This window comes from Planctomycetaceae bacterium (genome assembly GCA_021371795.1).
GTDB lineage: Bacteria > Planctomycetota > Phycisphaerae > Sedimentisphaerales > UBA12454 > UBA12454.
Genome location: JAJFVK010000007.1, coordinates 1 through 23,576, shown reverse-complemented (window position 1 = coordinate 23,576; position 23,576 = coordinate 1). Strand labels below are relative to the sequence as shown.

Here is a 23,576-nt window from a genome sequence, read left to right as displayed (position 1 = left end):
TTTTAAGTTTTTAGTTTCAGTTATATTCATTATACAATTACTCTTGCAAGTTCACGTTTTGCAAAGATTATAAAGCCGGCAACTAATAAAATAACAGCCTTAATCGCCAGCCCCACCAAAGCCATTGCCAAAAATCCAGTGTTGATGAGTTTGGCATCAATTATATATTTATTAATATTGTAGTTTTCATCAAATTTGGGCAGCAGCCAGATTAAAGGCTTGAGCGTAAATCTATACAAAATCTGTAAAGACTCGGCGATATAATCAAATGAATTTGTTACAAATCCATTAATCACACCTGTAAAGAAAACCACAAAGCAGAAAAGTATCGCCACAGGGAAACCAAGCCATGTCGTCAACGAAACGCCAAGCACTGCGAAGAAAACCAATCTTGAAAAAATTACAAGCACCGCCCGCAGATAATTATCCGTAAAACTGCCAGCCTTGTAAAGCACTTCCAGCCCTTCATCTTCAGAAAAGATTATAGTGGAGTTATTCACCGGCTCATTATAAAAAACCACCGCAAGATAACCATCTGCTGCAACGGCATCTGCCGGAACCTGAAACTCACGAACAGTTTTCGTAACATCTTTGCGTGGAACAGCGTATATCGGCGTTTTAGCCTGTTCCTGCGCATATTGCACCTGGCGGTAATCGCCTATGTACCAGACGCCGTAAAGCAGATTGTCCGGCGTTGCCTGCGAAGCGTTAAACTTCAAACGTATGAATAATGTCTCATTGGCATCAAACGGTTTTACATTATGAAATTCCCAAATCACCATTCCGCCCGGCTCTGCTGAAAACATACTGTATCTTATGGCGTCTTTCAGCTCTTTCATAATTGTCTGCGGATTTTTGGTCTCATCCAGTTGTCTTGTGTTTTTGAGTTCATCAAACGCCTGCTGCGCACGAGCGGCAATCATCGTGTTATCGATAGTAGCCTTCAGCGAAGCTCTGGCTGTGAAAAATTCGTTATTAAGTTCTGCAACCTCTTCAGGTGTGGTTTTCACGAACCGCGGCATCTGCAATGACAAAGCGTATATGACCGTCGAAAACACCGAGAGCAAAAGCAAATCAAGCACAACAACGCCCAGCACTTTGCCGAGCACAATCTGGTAACGCCTTATAGGCTTTGTAACAACGCTGTAAATCTGTTTGTGCTTAATGTCCGAACTTAACACATAGCACGATACAACGATGGTTAAAATCGAAAGCAACAGACTGGTCAGTCCCAATCCATAACTGATGAAGCTCTGAACTCGTCCCTTGAGCGTACCATCCCCGGTAGTCGTAAGACTCATAATCGGCAACAAGACAATCAGCAGCAGCATAAACACAATCGCCGCTTTCATTCTCATTGCAGAGACAAAGCTGTTTTTGGCAACAGCCCAGACTCTACTCATTGTCGTTCTCCTGGCGTTTTGTCAGCTCATCAAGAATATTTTTCTTAATCTCGTCCTGAACATTAACATTTTCAGAATTCTTTGCAGACTCAAGACGTTCCGGCATTTGCACCGAAGGCCCCTGGGCAAGCTGATTAATAACATTAAGGTCGGTAGTTTTTTCGCCCTCCACGACCACAGGTGATTCAACTTTCTCTAATTTCTGCGACTCAACTTTCGCCGCAACAAGTTTATCCAAAACATCAGACATCGCCGCGGCTCTTTGAGCATCGGACATCTCCAGACGATTGACGGCACCACTTGTGTACTTCTTCGCCTTTTGCGCCTGACTTACAATATTAATAAAATACGATTCAAGTTTCTGCATCGGCGGTTTGATTTCAATTTCTCCGCCTTCTTTTTCCACCATTATCCTGATTTGCTCAATCGTTCTGTCTGTCAGCACGCTTGTAGTAATCTGCGTTTTGTCTTTTTCTTCAAGCAGCTCTTCAATACTGCCTTCCTTCTGAACAATACCGCCGTAAAGTATCGCAACCCTGTCGCAAACTTCTTCGGCATCGGCGAGCAAATGACTGCTCAAAAGAATAGTTTTGCCGCGGCGTGCAAGTTCAATGATAAGGTCTTTGATTTGTCTTGTACCGATGGGGTCAAGACCGCTGGTAGGCTCATCGAGAATTAATAATTTCGGGTCGTTGATAAGAGCCTGCGCAAGACCGATTCTTCTTGCCATACCTTTGGAAAATGTACCGACCGGCCTGCTTGCCATTCCTGAAAGACCGACCATCTCCAAAAGTACTTCGATTCTGGCTTTGCGAACTCTGCTGTTCAAACCGAAAAGTCTGCCGTAAAAATCCAGCGTTTCTCTTGCGTTCAAATACGGGTACAAATACGACTCTTCAGGCAGAAATCCGATTTGCGAGTTTATACGCGGGTCTTTGCTGTCGCCGCCGAGCACAAACGTCCTGCCCTTTGTCGGATGCAAAAGGCCGAGCAGCATTTTAATCATCGTCGTTTTTCCCGAACCGTTCGGGCCGAGCAGACCAAATACCTGGTTATTCTTAACCGTTAAATTAACATCATTGACCGCGATGACTCTGCTTCTTCCCCACCAATCGGCAAAGATTTTCGTCAGCGAAATCACTTCTATTACATTGTGCTCGTTTGTTTCAGCCAAAATACCATCTCACAGAAAAATCAATTATACATTTACCTGTTCCGGCACGACGTGCGGGTCAAGCTCTTCGCCGTATCGCACTAATCTTGCGCTGTTGAATACTACAACCAGCGAACCGGCGAAGTGCAGCAGAGCCGCGTAAATCAGCGGCAGCCAGCCGACAGCCGAAGCCGACACACCAAGAATAATAAACAGAATTCCGAACAACAGATTTTGATTAATAATCGTCCGTGTCTTCCTCGACAGTTTGACAAGGAACGGCAGTCGCCTAAGGTCGTTGCTCATGAGCGCTATCGACGCTGAATTAATCGCAACATCGCTTCCGGCCGCCCCCATCGCGATACCGAGGTCACCGCTTGCAAGAGCCGGTGCGTCGTTGACACCATCGCCGACAACCGCGACGACGTGATTCGCTTTTTTCATTTTTTCAACTATCGCAAGCTTGTCCTGCGGCAGACATTTAGCCTTTACTTCCGTGCAGCCCAGTTCGGCGGCAACTCGCCTTGCGACTTCTTCTCTGTCGCCGGTGAGCATAATCAGCCGTTTAATACCGGCTTCGCGAAGCTGGTCAACTGAATGACGAGCTTCCGGTCTTGTCTTATCCTGCATGCCAATCCAGCCGATACATTTATTGTCTCTGGCGACGTATAACGTGCTGAAGCCCTGATCTTCGTGCAGTGCCGGGTCCGGTACGCCTGCGGTGTCAATTCCATTTTCATTCAAAAACGTATCGCGTCCGACAATTACCTTTGCGCCCTGAACGCTGGCTTTAACGCCTTTGCCCGGCGTTTCAGCGAAATCCTCGTGAGCAGGTAATTTTAAATTCGCTTCTTTGGCGACCACTTGCAGCGCCCTTGCGGCCGGATGTTTACTCATCTGCTCGGCAGCGGCGGCAAAATTCAAAAGCTCCGCAGGCTCAACACCCTGCGCGGGTGTAAGTTTTGTTACGTAAAGCTGGCCGGTAGTCAGCGTTCCGGTTTTATCGAAAACTATCGATGTGATTCTGCCGGCAAGTTCCAAGTCTGCGACTTTCTTAATAAGGATACCAAGTCGTGCAGATGCCGAAAGAGCCGCAACCATCGCTGTCGGTGTAGCAAGTATCAATGCGCACGGACACGAAACGACAAGCGCGCCAATCGCACGATTTATGTCGCGTGTAAAGAACCATATTATCGCGGAAATCATCAATATCGTCGGTATGTACCAGCGGACATATCTGTCGATGATTCGCATAATCGGAATTTTCGTGTGCTCGGCCTGCAAAATCAAATCCTGAACTTTGCCGAGCGTCGTATCTTTGCCTGCTCTTGTAACTTTAATATCGAGTACGCCGGTTAAGTTTGTCGTACCTGCGAAAACCTGCATACCAGGCACTTTATCGACCGGCAAAGCTTCGCCTGTAATTGTCGCTTCGTTCAGTGAGCTTAAGCCTTTTGTGATTTCGCCGTCAGCGGCAATGTTATCGCCGGGTCTTACCCTGATAACATCATTGCATTTCAGAAGGCTGGCGTTGATTTCCTTTTCGCTTCCGCCTGCGTCAACAATGGAAGCCTTTGTCGGCGTGAGCTTAATCAGCAATTCGATTGCCGCCCTTGCACCAAGAGCCGTTCGTGTTTCGACAAGTTCGCTCAACAGCAGGAAGAACGCGACAACGCTTGCAGCGACATAATCGCCAGTCGAAAACGCCGCGATGATAGCCAGCGTTACCAGCTCATCCATGTGCATTTCATTTCGAAGAACGCTTTTTAGAGAATGAATGATAACAGGCGTGGCAAGCAGCAAAGCCGCAACCATCGCCAGCATATCACGTATCTGCATACTCTTGTAGAACAGCGGACTAATCATACTGTTCACGAGCAGAGTTCCACCAAGCAGCGTTCCCATAAGCGCCAGACTTACTTTCACTTGTTTGCGATGCGTCTTGCCTGCATCAACTTCGTATTCCGTCAGATTTAATGCGTTATGTGCCATTTTTGCCTTTTACTTTTTATCTTTTGTTTGCTTAATTGTCGGGTCACGATTAATCAGCACTCTGAATTCACGATTCTTTGCCGCGCTGTCAGGTTGCGCAATGATTTTTTCCTGTGCGTTGCTCAAAACTTCTTCTATAGCGTCCTGATAAATTCTCTGGATCACAAGCTTTGGTCTTTTTTGATATTCAGGCAGAAGTTTTTGCAGGTAATCGGCGTTTGCCTTTGCGGATTCGACAACTTTCGTTCTATACGCACGTGCTTCGGCGATTGTCTGCTGCGTGGTGCCAGATGCCTTGAGCCATGTTACTTCTTTCTGCTCATCGGTCATATCTTTGGAAAGCACAGCATTAATCAAATCTTCGCCGCCGGCTTCATTGATTTTGCTTTCAGAATAGCCTTTGGCTTCGCTGACCATTTTGTCCATCTCGTTGCTTGCCTTGATGGACGCGACAAACGCATCATTGACCTGCCTTGGCCAGAGACACTGCGTAAGCTGCATCGCATCCACTTCGATTCCACATTCCAAATCGTCTAATTTTTTCTGCAGCAGTTTTTCAGCTTCTTTGCTTATCTGCATATCGCTTTTAATCGCTTCATCGATGCTGAAATTCACCATCGTTACAACAATGGCTTCGTCAGCGAGCGACCTCAAAAACGGCTCAACGCTTTTTGGTATTACATCGATAAGGTCCTGACCGGCATCCGGCGTATTCAGCATAACATTTTTGAAAAACAGTTCACAATCTGAAACCCTGTACACAAGCTGCCATTTCGAATGAACGATATTGTAGTCGCTGTCGCCGCCTCTTAAGTCGGCGATGGTATCATTGCGTGTTATGCAGTAGCCGTCTGTTATAGGATTCAGCGTTTGCCCGCCATATTGATCGGTTTCATTGTACCAGAACGAATCGATTGACATCCGAAGAACCGTATTCCTGGCAGGCAGTTTTACAATTTCATCAACCGGATATGGAACCGCCCAGTGAAGACCGGGGCCGAGAATCCTCTTTTCTGTCGTGTCGCCGGTGATTTTCCCGAACCTTAATACCATAGCGCGTTCGTCCGGCGCTACCGTGAAGATTCCTGAACACAGAAACACAATTATCAGAACAATCATTATAAATTTCAGTACCGTAAAACTTATATGCAAAGCGTTGGCCAGGCTCTTGCTGCCGGCGTCAAGCTCGTTTACGGCAAGTTCTTCAACCTCGATATCGTGCCCGTGATGGTGGTGGCAGCAACTTTCGTGGTCGTGATTATGATTATGGTCGTGGCTCATATTTATTTCGTCCCGCTTTGTTTAGGTTCAATTTTCGGCATTTCTTTAAGCAGCTTGAAAGGCTCGGCATCGGCCGGCAGAACAATCGTTGTTCTGTCTTTCATAGTTTTCTTCAAAGTCTCGATTTCACGAAGGAACATCGCAAACTCGGGGTCTGCTTCAAGCATCTTATAATACTGCGCCGCTTCAGCATCGCCTTCGCCGCGGATTGCCTTTGCCCTTGCTTCGGTCGCTGCCATCAGCTCTGTAATCTTCGAATCGGCATCGCTTTTGATTCTCATGGCTTCGGCACTGCCCTGTGCTTTTGTCGCTTCGGTCTTGCGATTCCTGTCGGCTTTCATTCTTGCGAAAACATCTTCTGTAACCTTTTCGCTAACCTTGAGCATTTTGATTCCGACAGTATTAATATTAATGCCGTAAGCTGTTTTAACCGGCTCGGCAAGCTGTTCCAACATTTCGCCTTCAATTTCACTGAATTTAATCTGCTTGCGGTCGGTGTTTACGAATTCGCTGAAATAATGTTTGCCGACGATTTTGTTCTGCACATCACGGAGTCTGCTCTTGAGCAGTTTCTCGGCGCCAGGAACATCGCGTACGGCTTCACGAAATTTCCTCGGCTCTGTGATTTGCCATACAATATAAGTCTGAACAATAATCGGTTCTCCGCCCTTTGTTACCGTCTCTTCCTCGACGCCTTCAAAAAGCATCTGCCTTGAATCGTACTTAACAAGCGTCTGTATCGGAGCAGGCCATTTCCAGTTCCAGCCGGGAGCATTGATATCGCGCGTCGGCTTGCCAAAGGTTAAAACCAATGCCGTTTCCGTCTGACGCACCTGGAACGAAACAAAATAAAGCGCCATTACGCCGACAATCAGTACTACAAGAACCAAAATTGAAACATTTTTCATCTTCGTATTACCCTTATAAATTAAATCAAAAATTAAATATCAAAAATCAAAATTATGGATTGGCCTTCGGCCAAGCCGTCTTATTTACCGGGTTCGGCCTCATACAGGCTCGGCACAAGTTTTTCCTGCAAATCGACAATCGTAACTTCCGTATCACTGTCGGAAACTATGACAAATTTCCTGATTTTATCCAGCGTTTCTTCGAGCATACTCATTTTCAATTCGTGCGTATAAATATCCTTCGAAGCACGATACGCTTTCAACTGCTGACTGAATCTTTCGCCAGTGGCTTTTGCCAAAATAGATTTTTCAAAAGCATAGCTCTTTGCAGTTCGTAATTTTGCGAAAAGTTCACCGCTGGCACCGGAAAAAGCCTCGTCCAACTGCAATTTGACTTTGTCAGATTCAGCTTTGTCGCCGCTTTGAGTTGCCTTCAAATATTTGCTCGCAAGACTGTGCAGTTCTTCAGCCTGTTTTACAGAACCGGTATTGCCGGTAAAAATTTTGTCCCTGTCTGTAATGGCATAAAGTATTGCGGCCTGTTTTTTCTGAACAGCGCCGATAACAGCCTGGAAATCCTGCGCAACTGTTGGCGGAGGGTGAAATCCCTCAAATCCCATAAATACTATTTCAACGCCTAAACCAAGCTCATCAGCTCTTTGCTGAATAATCTTCATAACTATCACAGCCGCCTTTGCTCTGCCTGCACCGAGCAGACTTTCTTCGCCGCTTTCAGATTCAGGTTCAACGCGGGCACCGGCAGCAAAATTTACAAGCTCACGATAGCAGATGTCTTTGAGAATTTCTTTGCTGTCAACGTGGTTATAAATATACTTATAAAGGTCTGTTACTTTATACTGAACCGGTATTGCCGCCCTGATAATACTTACCGGAACCGCTCCTTTTTCCTGCGAGGTTATGCTCTCTGTAGCAACCAGCAGATTGTATTCCTCTTTGTAATGCTCTTTATCCCAAAGCAAAGGTGTTTTTGTGTGGTCATCCAGTGGAACATAGCCTACATATATTTCCTGCATTTCTTTCGTTGGGAAAACTCGTGCAATTCCAAAAGGCCAGGGAAGCTTTAATGAAATGCCTGAATCGGCAAGTCTGATTTTACCCTGTGAATCAAAAGGCGAACCAAATTTTTCAATTATCGCCTGTGAACCCGGGTCAATAATCACAACGCAACTCAACAGATAAAGAATAACCGCTGATACGATAACCAATGGTACTATCGCCTGCGCAACTATTTTATAGAACCAGGTCTGTGAAACCTTAAAGCCAAACTGATAGTCCAGAAAACTGGCGGCCGTTCTTAAAATATTGTGAGGAGCGGCAAGAACCGCAAGCAGCCTGCTGTCAAACGCGGCACTGCTGTGCTGGCCTTTGATTCTTGGTCTGTACAAATCAAATATGAAATTCAAAATTGTTTCACAGCCAATCAGAAGCAATACCGACGGCACAACCCAATTAAGAACTGTAAGAACGATTTGAATTTTAAATTGATACAAAGCCATGGCAATGGCAATAAGGAATGAAAGTACGGCAATTGATAAAAATGCCCCTGCTCCGGACCTTATAGGCTTCCATTTTTCCTGCGAGGAAAGCCCGACTGCATATAACGAAAATAGAAAACTGAAAAATGCCATCGCAGCCGCTAAAACAGCGCCCAAAAGCAAAAATCTCATCTCTTGGCCGGTTTGACCGTTAATCGTCCTTCTTATCAGAATCGCGCCAAGTGTAATCTGATAGGCGGCAATTAAAACGGAGAAAAACGGAAGAAACCATTTTTCAAAAATCCGCAGGCGATTCTGCGCTACCGCGAAATACTCCGATTGCCTCTGCTGCGCTTCAAAAATCGTATCACTTTGGCTTGTTTGCGCAAGCTGCGCAATTTCAAATTTTTCCCGCTCCGCAAAAGCACGCTGATAGAATTGAACTGTCAAAACAGCCCAAATTATACCGGCGGCAAGGATTTGCCAACTTAAGGCAAACAATGCGAATGCGCCTGTTACCTGACTTAAGATAAAACAAGCCGGAAAGAAAATGATACTTAAAACAAGCGCAATCAGACAAACAACTGCTGCCTTCTTTTCTTCTGTCTGCATTAAAACCCCTTATTCATCCATAAACAAATAATTACCATCCTGGGCATACGACAAAACAGGCGAATATTTCACTGAACTATTTCCCGTTGCCCAGAGTATACAATAAAGTTTCTTTACTACAAGTCTAAAAGAAGTTAATATAACGGATAACTTCATATTCGTAAACTGTTAATGGAAAATTTTTATGTTTTATAAACTTTACTCAATCGCCAAAAATACCTTCGTAGAAATCATTCGACAGCCGGTTTATGCGGTCATAATCGCAACCGCTGTGTTTCTATTCGTTATGAGCCCATCGCTAACGATGTACTCGTTAGACGATGACAACAAGCTCTTACGCGAGATAGGGCTATCTACGTTATTTATTGCCGGATTGTTCATATCGATTTTTTCCGCTTCTACCGCAATTACCGAAGAATTCGACACCAAGACAATAATAACCACTCTTTCCAAGCCGATTCCTCGCTTTTTGTTCATTTTAGGCAAATTTTTCGGGGTTTTAGGCGCGGTTTTCATCGCTCACTTTATCCTCACAATCGCCCTTTTGATGGCGATCCGTCACGGCGTTATGACAACAGCTTCCGACACCCACGATTTTACAGTAATTATGTGCTGCGCAGGCTCCCTCGGCCTTGCCGTGCTTATAACTGCTTTCCTAAACTATTCTTATGACATAAAATTCACCTCTACCGCTGTGATTTTATTGGCAATTTTCGCTCTGATTTCCGTTACTTTCCTGTTCTTCATCAATAAGGAATGGAAATTTTATCCCGCCCAAAACGGTTTCAACCTTTTAGATGTTTACGCATCGGTTCTGCTGCTGATTGCCCTGTTTATTATTACCGCCGCGGCAATTATGTTCTCCACAAGGTTCAATGTACTTGTAACCTTGAGCTGCTGTATCGGGCTGTTCCTGCTGGGCATCATCAGTGATTACACTTTCGGCAGGCTTGCGGATTCGCATCTTTGGGCAAAAGTCGGCAAAATAATCGTGCCGAGCTTGCAGGTATTCTGGATTAGTGACGCCATATACGAAGAAGGCGTGAAAATAACATTCAACTATATTCTGTCCTGCGGGATATATGGAGCTATCTACTCGACGGCGTTCCTCAGCATTGCGGTAGCAATGTTCCAGCGACGCCAGATAGGTTAAAAATTAAATCAGAAATGATTATGCCGATTAACAGTCAGCAAAAATAAAATCATCAAATTATAAAAAAATGGGCGACAAGTTTTAAACTTATCGCCCATAAAATTTGTACATTTTACTGTAAATTAATTAACTGTCGGCTGAGGAGCCACAGGCTTTGCTTTCGACTGATAGTCATTGTAAGATTCATGCAGTTCGTGATAATAACCGCCCTTTAGAACTCTTACGCCGATAAGAATTGCGCCGAAAATATTCATATTGACTTCTCTAAGCTCGCGAACGATACGCTGTGCGGTGCCGCGTCTTGTAATCGCGGTATTGAACACAAGCACTGTACCGTCAGCTTTTGCAGCCAATGCCTTGGCATCACTGACAAGCATCGGAGGACCATCGATAATAATACGGTCATAGTTTTTCTTCGTGTAGTCGAGCAACTCACGCATACGCTGACCGCCAAGCAGTTCAGCCGGATTGGCCGGCAGAGCGCCGCTGTATATAACATCGGTATCAGCCATATCGGTATGTCTGATAGCTGCCTGAATATCACACTGACCCAAAAGATAATCGCTTAAGCCTTTTTCGTTCAGTTCCAGACTTTCGCCTGAACTGCCAAATATCTTATCAATGCACGGCCTGCGGAAATTGGCATCAATTACAAGCACTTTGCCGTCTTCGGCTGCGAAAGTGGCGGCTAAATTAGCCACGACAGTAGTTCTGCCTTCGCCGGCGTTGCCGCTTGTAACCAAAATCACCTTTTGGCTCTCTGCATTGGCAACCACTTTAAGATTTGCCTTGAACTGCCTGTAACATTCGCTCATCATAGAGAACGGCTGCTGTCTTACAACTTTCCACATATCCGCTCTTCGAGTAACAGCGTCGAAATTCTTATGTGTAACCATTCCAAGCAGTGAAACATCTGCATATTTCATTACATCTCTTGGCGTACGGAGCAGGTCGTTCATAAATTCAATCAGAAACGCAAGGCCGATTGCCAGCATAAACCCAAGGAACGTGCCTGCCGGTACATAAATATAAATAATCGGCGAACTCTTCTTCAAAGGAGCCGGAGCAAGCCCCATCGATCTTACCTTCGCTGTTTCAGCATCCTGCTTTATAAGATTGTATTTGCTTATCTGCTCCTGTGTGTCAAATAATTTAATCTTTGTTTCCTCTCTGTCAGAAACCTGCTGGTCATAAAGAGCTCTGGTTGTATCAAGGTCTCTTTGCTGGTTTTCTGTTTGCGCCCTTAATTCTTCAAGCTTGGCAAGGCGATTCGTAAGTACTGCAAACTGATCCCTGACTGTTGTTACGTCTGAATCGCGAATTTGCTGCGCTTTGGAGTTAATTCTGGCATCTTTTTCAGCAATAGTCTGCCGTAATACTTCCCTTAATTGCTGTATTTCTCTGTGGTTTTCGCCAAGATTCGTCAGCTTGCGGGCAAGTTCTGCTTCATAAGCAGTGATTTTTTCAATAAGTGACAAAACGACCGAATCTGTTTCAGTTGTACGCTGAACGATCTCGCTCTTAGTATTTCTGTCTTCGTAATTAGTAACACTTGTACGAATTTCCTCGATATCTGCTTCAAGTTTCGATTTATCTACTTCAAGGCTGGCCAGTTTTTGAGTAACTGTATGACGGAAACTGCTATCATCGCCGGTCGATTCAAGTTGTGTAATTCCCGATGAACGCCGAATGTCTGTAAGCGTATTATTAAGGCTTGCAAGTTTGTTGCGAAGTTCAGTTTCCTGTGTTTTAAGTTCGTTTAACTTTGCACCGACATCTTCTTCAGCAGTAGCCTGCTGCGATCTGATGAACAGATCAACCATCTGGTTGACAATAAACGCAGATTCTTCGGCGTCACCGCAAGTCATACTTAGCAAAATGTAATTACTGTTTCTGTCTGCTGTCGCAACGAGATTTTTGTCAAGATTATCCATCGTCTTGATAACATCGTCATTGAAACTCTGGAACCATTTGGTTTCTCGTATCTTGTCTCTGCGGATAAGATCCTGAAGCATACTCTGCTGTTTTATCAGCGAAGCTTTTGAAAACCTGAATTCATAGGCGATATCTTTGCCCGCAAGAGGTGAACCACCTATAACGGTCGGGTCTGATTTGCCGGGCGACAAGACTTCAATATAAGTCTTTGCGGTAAATTTAGGCGCAAACCTCGCCATCACGAACCACAATCCGCCGCCGGCGACCGTTCCGAAAATAGTTAATATGACTATAAGCAAAATATGCCGGCGGAAGATATCCAATATCTCCTTCGGAGTTAAAGCCATGGCATTTTGCTGTGTAGACGCCATACGTGGGTTTTGGCGTCCTGCCATACCTTGTCCTCCTGAAAATACTGGTTTTTTATTGTCGTTCATTTTTTGCCTGCCATTAAAAAAGTCCTATAACTGGACGTTCATAAATATTAAAATATTCCTGTCATTTAGAATTTAATCTTTCAATCGAAGCATTTATTCTGCTTTTCACATCCGGCAAATTGCTGTCGCCGGCCAATTCCATCGCACGCTTGTAAGCTTCCAGTGCTTTATCTTTTTGCTCAAGTTTTTCCTTAATCATTCCAACGTGCTCATACACCTCTAAAGGAGCATTCATTTTACCCTGCTCATACTGCTGTATAGACCGGTTTATGAATTCGTCTGCTTCTTTTGTTTTTCCGTTTTTAAAGAGCACATAAGCATACGTATCCAAAATGCTGCCATTATTAGGCGCGGCCTGATAAGCTTTTTGGGCGTATTCAAGAGCTTTGCCAACGCTTACATCATTATCAGCCAGAATATAAGCGAGGTTATTCATAACCTCTATATTTGTCGGCTGTTTCTTAAGTACACTTTCATACTCTTCAATCGCCATATTCAAATATTTCTTATCGGACATTTTCGCGTACATTGTCATCAGCAGCTTTGTTTTGTTGGCTGCGAACGCATAACTCTTCTGTTCATCGTCTTTGGCGATTTCAATGCACTTATTAATATGTTCAAGAGCTTTATTGTACTGTTCCTTAATATTATAAAGATTGAACATTGCCAAATTAACGGCAAGCAAATTCGGCTGGGTTTGAATTCTCTCACTGCACCATTTTATAGTTTCATCATAACCGATGACATTATTCATCAAACCGAGTATTCCAATAATATACGTTTCATCTGTACCGGCTTTTTCAAGCGCTCTTTTGAAATATTGCAATGCGCCATCTTTGTCGCCGGCATTAGCTTTCGCTTCAGCCATTCTTTCAAACGCAATCGGAGCCAAAGGCGTTTCCAGATATTTCGTGGCTTCGGCCTGAAGCTGTTCATATTTCTTAGTCAAAAGCAACGCTCTCATCTTTCCATCAAACGACTCGGCATCAGGCAAGTCTGCCTTAATTTTCAAACTATTTTGGAACGCTGCGTCAAAGAACTTTAACGCTTTGTCATATTCCTTTAGTCTTAATGCAAAATTACCTGCGTGATTGTACCAATAAACGCCGTTGGGATATTTCGCAATGGTCTCAGTGTAGAATTTGTTGATGCGTTCGGTATTGCCGGTAGCATAATACAATTCTTCAAGCATATTTCTGGCAACCAAAGAGCTCTGATCATCTGCAGCAATCGTAAGTTCAGAAATTGCCTGCTCGACTGAATTTGTTCGTGCGTAAGCACGCGCAAGGTCAATTCGCACTTCGGCGTTATCTGCCAAAGCCTTGCTCTTTTGGAAATCGCTGATCGCTTCAACGAAGTTGTTCATCGCATTATTGATTTGCCCGCGAAGACGCCATACACGCGGATTTGCGGGGTCAAGCTCAAGGTTTCTGTTCGCCAATTTCAAAGATTCAGCCATTTTGCCCTGTTTTGCGGCCAGCCAGGCATTTAAAAACGCCAGTCTCGCATCATCAGGATATTGCTCTGTAAGACTATTGAGCTTTTTCTGGGCTTCATCGGATAATCCCATTTCCAGCAAGGATTCAATTTGCACAATCTGATTATCAAGGGATTTATCTAATTTCACAAGCTCGTTGGAATACTTCAAAATATTCGCCTGATCACTTTTAGCCCTTGCGATAAATAACATACCTTTGGTGTTATTGGCGTCTTTGGGATTAGCATCGTATAACTTGCTTAGCAATTTCTCGGCATCATCAAGTCTTCCAACTCGTGCATAGAAACGCCAGAGCAGGTCGTCGTGTCCGGCCAGCAGTTTTTCAGCATCGTCAGCTTTGCCGACACGTTGCAGGCATTCAGAATACCCGCCGAGCACACGCAAATCATTCGGTTCCATCGCATAAGCCGTTTTATAAGCGCTAATCGCAATGTCGTAATATGCGCTGCCGGATTTTGCGGCACTGGTGTTACTATTTGCAACATCCATTGCCAAAGAAGCAAGCCAAATCGCATTGCTGACTGTCGGCTGCATTTTCAATATCTGCTGCGAAACCGCGATTGCCCTTTCAGGCTCTGACGAACTTATATATTTAGCATAGAAGTTCTGCAAATCCACATCTCTTGGATTGGCGCGTATAGCAGTTTCAAGAGCACTGCGTGTTTCAGTAATCTGTTCAACGCTTGCCGCACTTCCCAGCTTTTGATTACGGTTATAAAGAATATAAGCCAGATTTCTTGGAATAACGGCATCGAAAGGATTAAGCTCATAGGCCTTTTTCGCATCCTTTATAGCATCATCTTCCTTGCCGCTTGCGGAATATGCCTGACTGCGAAGAAGATACGCTTCGGAAAAAATCGGCCTTTTCTCAAGACACGAATTGGTTCTTTCGATTGCAGCCTGATAATCTTTTTTCACGTAAGCAATTTTTGCCTTGAAAAATTCGCCGTCACACAAATCTATATTGTACTTAACCGCTGAATCAACAATGTTCTCGGCTTCCTTGAAATCCTGCTGGCCAAGAGAAATATTCAACATGTTCAACAGTGCCTGACCGTTATCGGGAGCAATATCCAGAACTTTACGATTATGCGATACGGCTTCCATCATCTCACCTTTTGCCTGATAATAGCCGGACAGAAGAAGTTCGCGGTCTATCGGTGTTTTTAAGTTTTCAATCGCCCGCAGCATAATCTCATTGCTTCGTTCCGGCGTAATATTGCCCGGAGCAGGTTCAGCCAGTACAAGTTTGTAAAGACCGGCATTTATGCTGTTGGGGTGCGATATCGCGTAGTTATCAACTAAACCAGCCGCTTTTTTGTACTCCTGGTCGTTGATATATCTTTTGCACATTTCCGCGAACTCTGCTTCAGAGAGCACTTTTGCGCCTGTCGCGGCAAGTTTATCCATAATCCTGACGCTCTCTTTTTTAGTTTGGTCCAATTTGGCCTTCAACTGCAAAGCTTGAGTGTCCTGCGGAGCCGATGTCTGCCCCTGTGCGGGCTGGCTCTGTGTGATATCCCACATTGTCTTGTTGATTACGCCGCTCAAATACAGGTTCTTCAATCGCAGAACATTCGGGTCGTCTTCTGAAAGACCGGCAAGTTTTTCTTCGGCCTGCTCATACATATTTCCGCCGATATACGCGCTGATGCGAAGCTGACGGCTTGCGTCATTTTCGCCGAAATACTGATCATAACTGTCAATCAATTCTGTTGCGTTCTTCCAGTCGCGTATCCGCATAAGCGAAGATGCAAAATCAAGAAGCATTTGCGGCTTATTTTCATACATTCTGTTTTTATACGCGTTTAAATAAAACAACCCGACCGCACCTGTTTCAGTGCCGCCCTCAAACGCTCTGGCAAGTTCATAAGATAAAACGCCGACTTGCGGGTCGTTGCCCTGCTGTGCCTGCTCGCCGGTGGTAAGCTTCTGGAATGCGTCGTACAGCAGTTTAACTCCTTCGTTTTTCTGCCCTTTGGCAAGAAGAAGTCTACCCTGCCACATTATAGCATACGGATTTTCTGCTGTGCCGAGAATCTGATTTAATTCGTGAACCTCTTTTTCAGCAAGCGTCAGATTATCAGCTTTCTGTGCTTCGCTGACAACCATCGCCTGGTCGAGATAGCAATTCGCCAGGAAAGAATGAAGCGAATATCTGTTTATCATACTCGTTCTTTGCTTAGGGCCGGGAATATCCAGACTGTCGGGATATGTCAGTGCCTGCGTCGCAAGATCGACTGCTTTTTGGTAATATTCCGGATTTTTGTCAACCAGATATTTTCTATAATAAAGCGTAGCGGATGTAACCGCATAGGCCACGTTTTGCTTATCCAGTTCACATGCTTTTTCAACAGCGGCTATTGCCTTGTCTGCTTCCTTGGGATTCCGTACATACACCTGTGCGAGCGCAAAAAAGGCTTGAGGACTGTCCGGAAATTTCTGTGTAAGTTTTATAAGGTCAGATTCTATCTTTTTGATTTTATCCTTATCGTTTTTAGTGTCTGCAAGCTGACTACCGTAAAGATTGATATACGCCCTGGGGTCGTTCGGATTCAGCTCAATACATTTTGTGAGTATTTTGCCGGCTTCTGCGTGCGCGTTTTCGACCGCATTCAGCACACCTTTAGATGCAAGGATTCCGCCTTTCTGCACCATCGCATCGGCTACATACTGATAAGTTTCAATATTATTCGGCTCTTCCTGACATACTTTTTGCAGAATATCGATCGCTTCATTTATGCTTTTTTCATTGTCAGTCATTTGGCCGTGTCGTACAAGTTCCAGCATAGCCTGGCCTTTTATACGATACATTCTCGGCGAAGTATCAAGCCCCTTATCAATCATTTCTGAAGCGTTGTTTTCGATATCTTTCCATGCATTCCAGGCGCCGGTCATAGCCACCTGATAACTGTAATCAAGCAATGCATGACGAGCTTTTGCATTTTTCGTATCAAAGTTTATAACCTGATTCCAGCAGCCGGACGCCTTACGCCAGTCATTTGTTTTCATATACATATCAACAAGTTCAAAAAGGATATCGACTTTCTTCTTTGTATCCTTTTTGGCATAAGCAAACGCATACCCATAAGCCTTTTCAGCAGCCTTGTAGTCAGGCTCGGCCTTCTTCAATTCGGCACGGGCGTCTTTCAAATATTGCTCCGGATTTCGGTTCAGTCTTAAAACGACATATATTGCGCCCAAAACAACTATTATGAAAAAAAGCGAACCTATAATTGCAATTTTTTTGTTTAATCTTTTTGCCATTTCTAAAATCCTTATCTGCTATAAATGTCCGTTAATTTGCCTTCTTCCAGTCAGGCCAGTGATTCTTTTCCAAAACCGGTAACAATACTTTCAAAACCCTGCCGGCAGCTTCTATCGACTGCTTCTGGTCAGGATTCAACCCTCTAACGTTAAAAAATTTCAATTCAACTTTTGAAAAATATGAATACTCGCTCGTCAGATTGCCAAGCGCCCATCTTACGCCATCTCTGCCGCCTTTATATTCTCCGTTGACTTTGAAGAAATAAATAACCGAAAATTCTGATGACGCCTGCCATATTTCTGAAGACTTTCGTGTAAACACCAGAGCAGTTGCTGGAACTTGTTTTGGAATTTCCGGCACATTCACATCGCCGACTTCAAGATTTACACTTGAACTGCTCTCGACCTGATTGCCTCCGCCGGTATAACAAGCCTCCGGCACGTGCGGCACCTGGTCGGGATTGCCTGTATAATATGTTATGAATACCGAACAATTTCTCACAGGACTCATTTCATCAACAGATGTATCATCAAACACCCATTGCAGATAATCTTCCGTGCCTAACGATTCAAGCACGTCCTGATTCTCAATTTTTGATTTATTTAAAACCTTATACGGCGCAAGAAGATTTTCGTCCAGTTCGTCGAAAGACGTCTTCAGCGGCAAAGGTTTTTTTATAATTGTAAGCCCGTGATGCTTTTTAAAACCTGTAATAAAAACGGCAACCGCTAAAAGCAAAACAACACACAAAACAAAAGGAACTTGCAGATATTGTTTTATAATCGAGTTCATTACTGCGAATCCTTTCTGCGAATAACGACTTCCTTTTGTACGGTTTCTTCAACAAAAACATTTGACATAAACCACGCCAAAAAACCATACAAACCAAACGCAAGCGGAAGCATTAAAATACCAAGAGCGTCATGATAAATGCCCTGCGCATAAATCGGGTCCCACAGAACATAAATAAATGCCGTAACAACTACTCGAACAATATTGCACAGGATTGCGATTGGTACTGTACTGGCAAGCAAGATAAACCTTTGCCATGCCGGCCTGTAATGCAGATAAGCCATCGCGACGCCAAGAGCGACAAACGCCATCAGCAGCCTCATTCCGCTGCACGCCTCGGCAACATCCAGTCCAGGCTCAAGCTTGACGCCATTGTAAACAATATCAATAACAACACCACTGGCATTCGCTTCGAGCCCTTTAACCATATTCAAAAGCGCTGCCGCAATTTGTGCATCGTGAGAACGCAATGGAATTGTAATATCGTTATAAAGTTTTGCCGGCAGAGGAATCGCGAAAAACAGATACGTAATTGGAAGCCACGTATATTTGACCAATTTCCAACCGCCGAGAAATAAAACTATCGCACCGATAGTCGGCACTATCATAAGATTCATAAAATAACCGAACCTGTAAACAAACAGGAACATCGGATATGCCGCAAGACACATTACCAAACACACAAGGCCGAGATAATTCGGCCTGAATTCTGTGGTTAATATTTCTTTTTTCTTTTGATTGATAAAATAAAGACTGAACAAGGGGATGATAAAACCGTGCGACCAACTGCTGTCATTTATCCACCGCTGCACAATTGAATAAATTTGCGTCTTAAACAAAAAATATACCGCAACCGCAATGATAGCCGCTTTGATATAAGTGTGAATAGAGAGTGACAACCAGTTGAATTCTTGTTCCGATAAACTTTTAGTTTCTATATCGTTTTTCCCAACATCCTGCATAGAAAAATCTCATCCATAAATGGTATTAATAACCGAAGAACGGACTAAGGGGAGCATCAAGTCCCATATGTCTGTCGCCAAAGTTTCGGTCGTAAATGAAACCAAAACCATAAGTGGCTCTGAAAGCGTTTCTAAGAACGGCCAAATACCGCGAAACGCCATGTGTACCCACATTAATCACATCGTTTGGTTTGATAAAGAAATCGGGCTGTGTACCATTGGCAATCTTCTCAAGGTCAACCATAACGATTTCTTCTTTCTTTTCACCGACTCTGCGGATGACTTCACATTTTTTCGGCCATGCGAGCGGTCCAAGTCCGCCTGCTGCCGCGATTGCCATTTTAAGAGTCATCGGCCTGCCGGTAAGATTTACGATACCCTGATTGTTTACGTTTCCAAGAATATAGTATTCGCCGACAACGTCAAGCTGAACTGTAATCGTATCGCCGGGCCTGATGATAATATTATATCGCGGGTCGCCGCCGAAAAGTTTGTCTTTTGGAATCTTTATAACGCGATTCTGGAATGTAACCGCGCTCAAATCGCCCATTGCGTACTTATCCGGCAGTGCTTGTTCGCCGGTTGGAGGCATTGGAGCAGTTGTCTGTTCCAAAGGTTTCTGCTGTGACTGGGCCAGAGGTTGAACCGCTTCTTCTTTACCGTTGTTTACCGGCACCCATCTGCCATCTTTGAAAGTCCATTCGATATCGCTGCCGCCCTGTTCTGTTCGCGGCATTTCATTGCTTACCGGTAATTGATTAGCTTTATCGTCCTGTGCTATTTCTTCAGGAGCGGCAAGTTTCTCAAGTTCTTCTTCTGTTGCCATTTCCGCGTGAGACACAACAAGCTGCCCCGGCATTACAGACGGCTCTATAACTTCCAGCATCTGCTGGTCATTGATGTCCTGTTGGAACGATTCGTTTTCATTAATACTTTGCGTATTTGCCTGCTGGTCAGAAGCAGGTATATTGCCAAGCTGCTCCTGGGGTGCAATTTTACGAGTAACATAAACATAACTTACGTTAAACTGCTGTGCAGAGCCCGCGACCGCAAGCGCATCGAGCAGACGAAAATCATTTCGCGGAATAAGATATCTGTTAGGATTTGATATACCATCGCCGAGAATTGAGAATACTCTGTTTTCAGATTGTTCAAGTAAAACCGTTACTGAAGGATTCTTTAAAATGCCAGGCGAAAGCGCGTTCCTGATTTCATCTTCGAGCTGGCTTTCTGTCATTCCGGCCGCCTGAATCTGGCCGATTTCAGGTATTGAAATATTTCCGCTTTCATTAACTATAAAATTGTCAACGTAAGCGTAATTTTCCTGCAGCAATTCAAAAATCTGAATCCTGATGGTATCGCCTGCGCCAAATGTATAATCTCTTTCGTAGGGAACCACATCTGACGGCTTGGGCTCTTCAGCGCCTTCGTAAGCTGACGCTGACTCTTCAGCAACACCCAGCGAATCGAGAATCAGATTGACTGCCGGAATCGGCCTGAAGCGTCCAATCTGTGAAGGGTCAAGATGGTCTTTGCTGCATCCAGTTAAAAGACACACCACTACAACAGTAGCGATTACTAATCGGCTTGCGTTTATCTTTCTCATTGTTATTCCATATATTTATAGTATTCAGAGAAACTGCTAACAGTAACTTTTCGGCCAAAAAAGCCGTCGACTTAACGCCATCTACGTATAGACAGGCTTCAAGTTTGAAATTAAAGCTACTAATTTATAATATCGGTTATTATCGGCACTAAACTATAAAAAAGATATTGCCAAACCGAAATTATCTTCGCGTAAAATTTTTAAATATTCTCTTCCCTGAATGAAATACACCAACGAACGGTTGGGGACGCAAATATGCCTCTAATACTTATCCTTAGTACTAATTGTTCGGTAAAATTCTCTTCATCAACAGAAAGTGCCTATTTTACCAGACTTAACATTAATTTAAAGAACAATTTAACTGGGCAAGCAGTTTTTTGTCATAAGCGGCCTTATAAAGGTAAATATCGACCTTTGTTGCGTAAAAATCAGACTTTTCGTTGTTTTTTCCCATTTTTTCGTAGTTGTAGCCGTATATTATGAAAAATTGGCCTTTGGAATCCTGGCCGGAGGTGACTAAATCGAGTTTTCCCGTCTTTTTATTTTTAAAAAGTTTTACATTTTGCTCATTTTTTGCGACGCATTCATAAACCTGACCGTTGAAATCAAGGGTCTGGCCGACATCCTGAATTCGCACTTTTTCCAGCCCAGCCAGGTACAATTCCATCACGCCCTGCGTAATATCCTTGTTTGTCATAAAGCTGAAAAGTTCACTGTCATAAAATTTTTTGTTTTTCGGTTCTGTGTATATGCCGTTCTGCACAGACCAGACAACATTGCCGTAAGGCTCGACTGAACTGATAAGAATCGACTGCGGGTCCGAATAAATTTCATATTTCTGCTGCGTAATGTATTTGCTCGAATCATTTCGCACATATTGCGCGACAACAGAAAGCTTAATGTCAGGTTTCGTTAGAATTTTTTGAGAAGCAGTTTTTTTCTGCTGCTGTTCACAACCTGCTAAAACTAAAAACGGTATTATGATTAATAAAGCTGAATTTAATTTTTTCATTTTTAAGATTCCTGTAGAATAGTTATTTTGCCTGAAAAATACTAAACTTTTGGCTACATTGCAACAAAATTAAGAACCTATTGGCCTGTCCGCTGTCCAAGACTCTTTTCCCATTCCTGTTCCAACTGTTCCAAAGATTCGCCGCAGATTTGTTCAATACTCTTTATATTCTGCTTCTGCACATCAGTTTTATCAGAATTTTTAAGCTGCCTGTAAGCCTGAAGAAATTTATCTTTGCCGTAAGTATCTATTAAAAATTTCACAAAAGACCCGGCCAGCGGATAAGCAATTTCCGGTTTGCTTTCTGTTGAACCAATCTCCGTATAAGTAATAAGCTGCGACAACGGAATCCATTGGCCTTTGTTTTTCAAATCATTGGTACGCTGATGCACGGTAAGCTTTTCGCCGCCTAAATATTCCAACGCGTTGGCGCCGAGATGTTCGGATATATAAACGGCAAAACCTTCACCAAACAACGCCGGCGGATTCCCGTAGGCCTGCATTAATACATGTGCGATTTCGTGATAAGGGTCGAGCTTTGTCTGTCTGTTATAAACTTCTACTATGGTGCTGCCATACGCCCATCCCTTGCCCTGATGGCCGGTTTCCTGAACTTTTGTTTTTTCATCTTCAAAAAATATAAATGTAATTTGAGCGTCGGAGTTTTTTCCTAAAAATTGACATATTTCCTGAAACCCTTTTTCTCTCTGCGCACAAATTTCATCTATGTCATTTCGTGCAGTTGAATATTTAGAATAATAAAAATCGAAATGTGCCGTGCTGCGTTTCTGCATATCCGGCAACAATCGCTTTTCCCAATCCTGCCACATCAAAACTCTCGGCTCATACCCTGCTATCCAGTCAATTTTATATGTAACGCCATCATAAATAAAATCGATTTTCCATGTCTGCCTGCCGTTGGCGACAGTTAATACCAATGTGTTCTCATTCTTATAGAAAGCACCCATCGGCATCAATCTTAAAAAATCATCTTTCTCCCATGAAAACGCAGAATCGAGCGGCTCGTTCGGCTCCATTCGCTTTTTTAATTCCGCCGCCCCTAATGCCTGGAATTCCGCATTTTTGTAATCTTCTGAAAAAAACTGCCATGCCTCTCGATACTCTTTGTTTCGAATGAAAGTTTGAATCACTTTAAGCGTTGCCGAAAGTTCTTTAACTTTCTCTTCGGCAGGTTGCAGTCTTCTATTAGTCTCCAAAACACATTTCAACTCGCCGCCTGTATAATGCTTTTCGTAGAAAGGCTTTTCCGACTCATTATAAGCAAGCGATTCAGGATTGATAAATTTTATATCCAGTAAGGTATTGTCATTGGCAGGTCCCTGAATCTTATAAATGAATCGCAGATGCTGCGTATCATTCGGCTCAATAACTCTGACGAAACCCATCCCCCATCCCATTCCATCTTTTCCGTAATCCGGCGAACGTGTATAAATGTGAATGGCAAAATTTTGAGTTTTGTCAGATTTGTTTTTTACATCTACAAATACAACGTTCTTGCCCTGCTGTATCGGCTCGAAGTTTATCGAATAGATTTCAAAATTATCATTTGATGAAATAATTTCACCGGCCTGAAGAACTGCCGGGAAAAGAATCAAACCAGCGACTAAAAAAATGTTCAAGTTTTTCATAGTAACGTAACTATAAGGACTGCGTAAAAAGTGTCAAGTTATAGTTATAAAACCAAACATAAAATAAAGACTTACAGTCGTTTTTGCTAAAAATAAGAATGCGCATGTTTCAGTCAAAATTTTCCCTAACTGTCTGCCAAATATCAGATTATCGTTTTTTGTCATTTTCCCGTTTTTCATCAAAAACACTAAGCAATACGCGCAAGTATTCGACAAAACACCAAAAAACACATCAAAATCCTTAGCAAAAATCCAAAAATTCCAAAATCTTTAAAATTTGGTTCATCCGGTTAATGAGTAGTTGGAACGGTGCAGGTGAAAGATTCGTAATTTAAGATATTCATCGTCCCGATAACCGCAGGCGTTACGTTGCAGCAGGCCGATTTTGCGGTTCACAACCTCCAATTTGCTGGTACTGA

General features: G+C 43.5%; 14 protein-coding genes. 1 reads left to right on the top strand and 13 read right to left on the bottom strand.

Going from position 1 to position 23,576, the window contains the following annotated elements; genetic code table 11:
* Positions 1 to 29: 29 nt before the first annotated feature.
* The 6 genes from LLF92_03590 to LLF92_03565 form a co-directional block, all read right to left on the bottom strand.
* Positions 30 to 1,403 (bottom strand): hypothetical protein, encoded by a 1,374-nt coding sequence (locus LLF92_03590; protein ID MCE5340194.1) that lies wholly within the window; start codon positions 1,401 to 1,403, stop codon positions 30 to 32.
* Positions 1,396 to 2,577: an ABC transporter ATP-binding protein gene (locus tag LLF92_03585; GenBank protein MCE5340193.1), complete on the bottom strand. Its 1,182-nt coding sequence runs from the start codon at positions 2,575 to 2,577 to the stop codon at positions 1,396 to 1,398. The genes LLF92_03590 and LLF92_03585 overlap by 8 nt, the downstream gene beginning before the upstream one ends.
* 24 nt (positions 2,578 to 2,601) lie before the next feature.
* Positions 2,602 to 4,548, bottom strand: a complete 1,947-nt coding sequence (locus LLF92_03580) for a cation-translocating P-type ATPase (protein ID MCE5340192.1) — start codon at positions 4,546 to 4,548, stop codon at positions 2,602 to 2,604.
* A 9-nt stretch (positions 4,549 to 4,557) separates the two neighbouring features.
* A complete protein-coding gene (locus tag LLF92_03575) occupies positions 4,558 to 5,829 on the bottom strand; it encodes a protease modulator HflK (protein MCE5340191.1) in 1,272 nt (423 codons plus the stop codon).
* A 2-nt stretch (positions 5,830 to 5,831) separates the two neighbouring features.
* Positions 5,832 to 6,737, bottom strand: coding sequence for a protease modulator HflC (locus LLF92_03570; GenBank protein ID MCE5340190.1), 906 nt, complete (start codon positions 6,735 to 6,737; stop codon positions 5,832 to 5,834).
* An 80-nt stretch (positions 6,738 to 6,817) separates the two neighbouring features.
* Positions 6,818 to 8,845: a hypothetical protein gene (locus tag LLF92_03565; protein MCE5340189.1), complete on the bottom strand. Its 2,028-nt coding sequence runs from the start codon at positions 8,843 to 8,845 to the stop codon at positions 6,818 to 6,820.
* Positions 8,846 to 9,029: 184 nt separating this feature from the next.
* On the opposite strand from LLF92_03565, the gene LLF92_03560 reads away from it, so the two are divergent.
* Positions 9,030 to 9,998 (top strand): hypothetical protein, encoded by a 969-nt coding sequence (locus LLF92_03560; protein MCE5340188.1) that lies wholly within the window; start codon positions 9,030 to 9,032, stop codon positions 9,996 to 9,998.
* 122 nt (positions 9,999 to 10,120) lie between these two features.
* On the opposite strand, the gene LLF92_03555 is transcribed toward LLF92_03560, so the two are convergent.
* From LLF92_03555 to LLF92_03525, 7 genes are all read right to left on the bottom strand, one after another.
* Positions 10,121 to 12,370: a polysaccharide biosynthesis tyrosine autokinase gene (locus tag LLF92_03555; protein ID MCE5340187.1), complete on the bottom strand. Its 2,250-nt coding sequence runs from the start codon at positions 12,368 to 12,370 to the stop codon at positions 10,121 to 10,123.
* A 61-nt stretch (positions 12,371 to 12,431) separates the two neighbouring features.
* A complete protein-coding gene (locus tag LLF92_03550; GenBank protein ID MCE5340186.1) occupies positions 12,432 to 17,135 on the bottom strand; it encodes a tetratricopeptide repeat protein in 4,704 nt (1,567 codons plus the stop codon).
* A 31-nt stretch (positions 17,136 to 17,166) separates the two neighbouring features.
* Complete coding sequence (locus tag LLF92_03545) at positions 17,167 to 17,928, bottom strand: EpsI family protein (GenBank protein ID MCE5340185.1); 762 nt, start codon at positions 17,926 to 17,928, stop codon at positions 17,167 to 17,169.
* Entirely contained in the window at positions 17,928 to 18,890 is a 963-nt protein-coding gene (locus tag LLF92_03540; protein MCE5340184.1) for an exosortase/archaeosortase family protein, read from the bottom strand. The genes LLF92_03545 and LLF92_03540 overlap by 1 nt, the downstream gene beginning before the upstream one ends.
* A 25-nt stretch (positions 18,891 to 18,915) precedes the next feature.
* Complete coding sequence (locus LLF92_03535) at positions 18,916 to 20,496, bottom strand: polysaccharide biosynthesis/export family protein (GenBank protein ID MCE5340183.1); 1,581 nt, start codon at positions 20,494 to 20,496, stop codon at positions 18,916 to 18,918.
* Between the two features lie 340 nt (positions 20,497 to 20,836).
* Complete coding sequence (locus LLF92_03530; protein MCE5340182.1) at positions 20,837 to 21,508, bottom strand: hypothetical protein; 672 nt, start codon at positions 21,506 to 21,508, stop codon at positions 20,837 to 20,839.
* A gap of 77 nt (positions 21,509 to 21,585) precedes the next feature.
* On the bottom strand, positions 21,586 to 23,157 hold the full coding sequence (locus LLF92_03525; GenBank protein ID MCE5340181.1) for a hypothetical protein: 1,572 nt from the start codon (positions 23,155 to 23,157) through the stop codon (positions 21,586 to 21,588).
* Between the last annotated feature and the right edge of the window lie 419 nt (positions 23,158 to 23,576).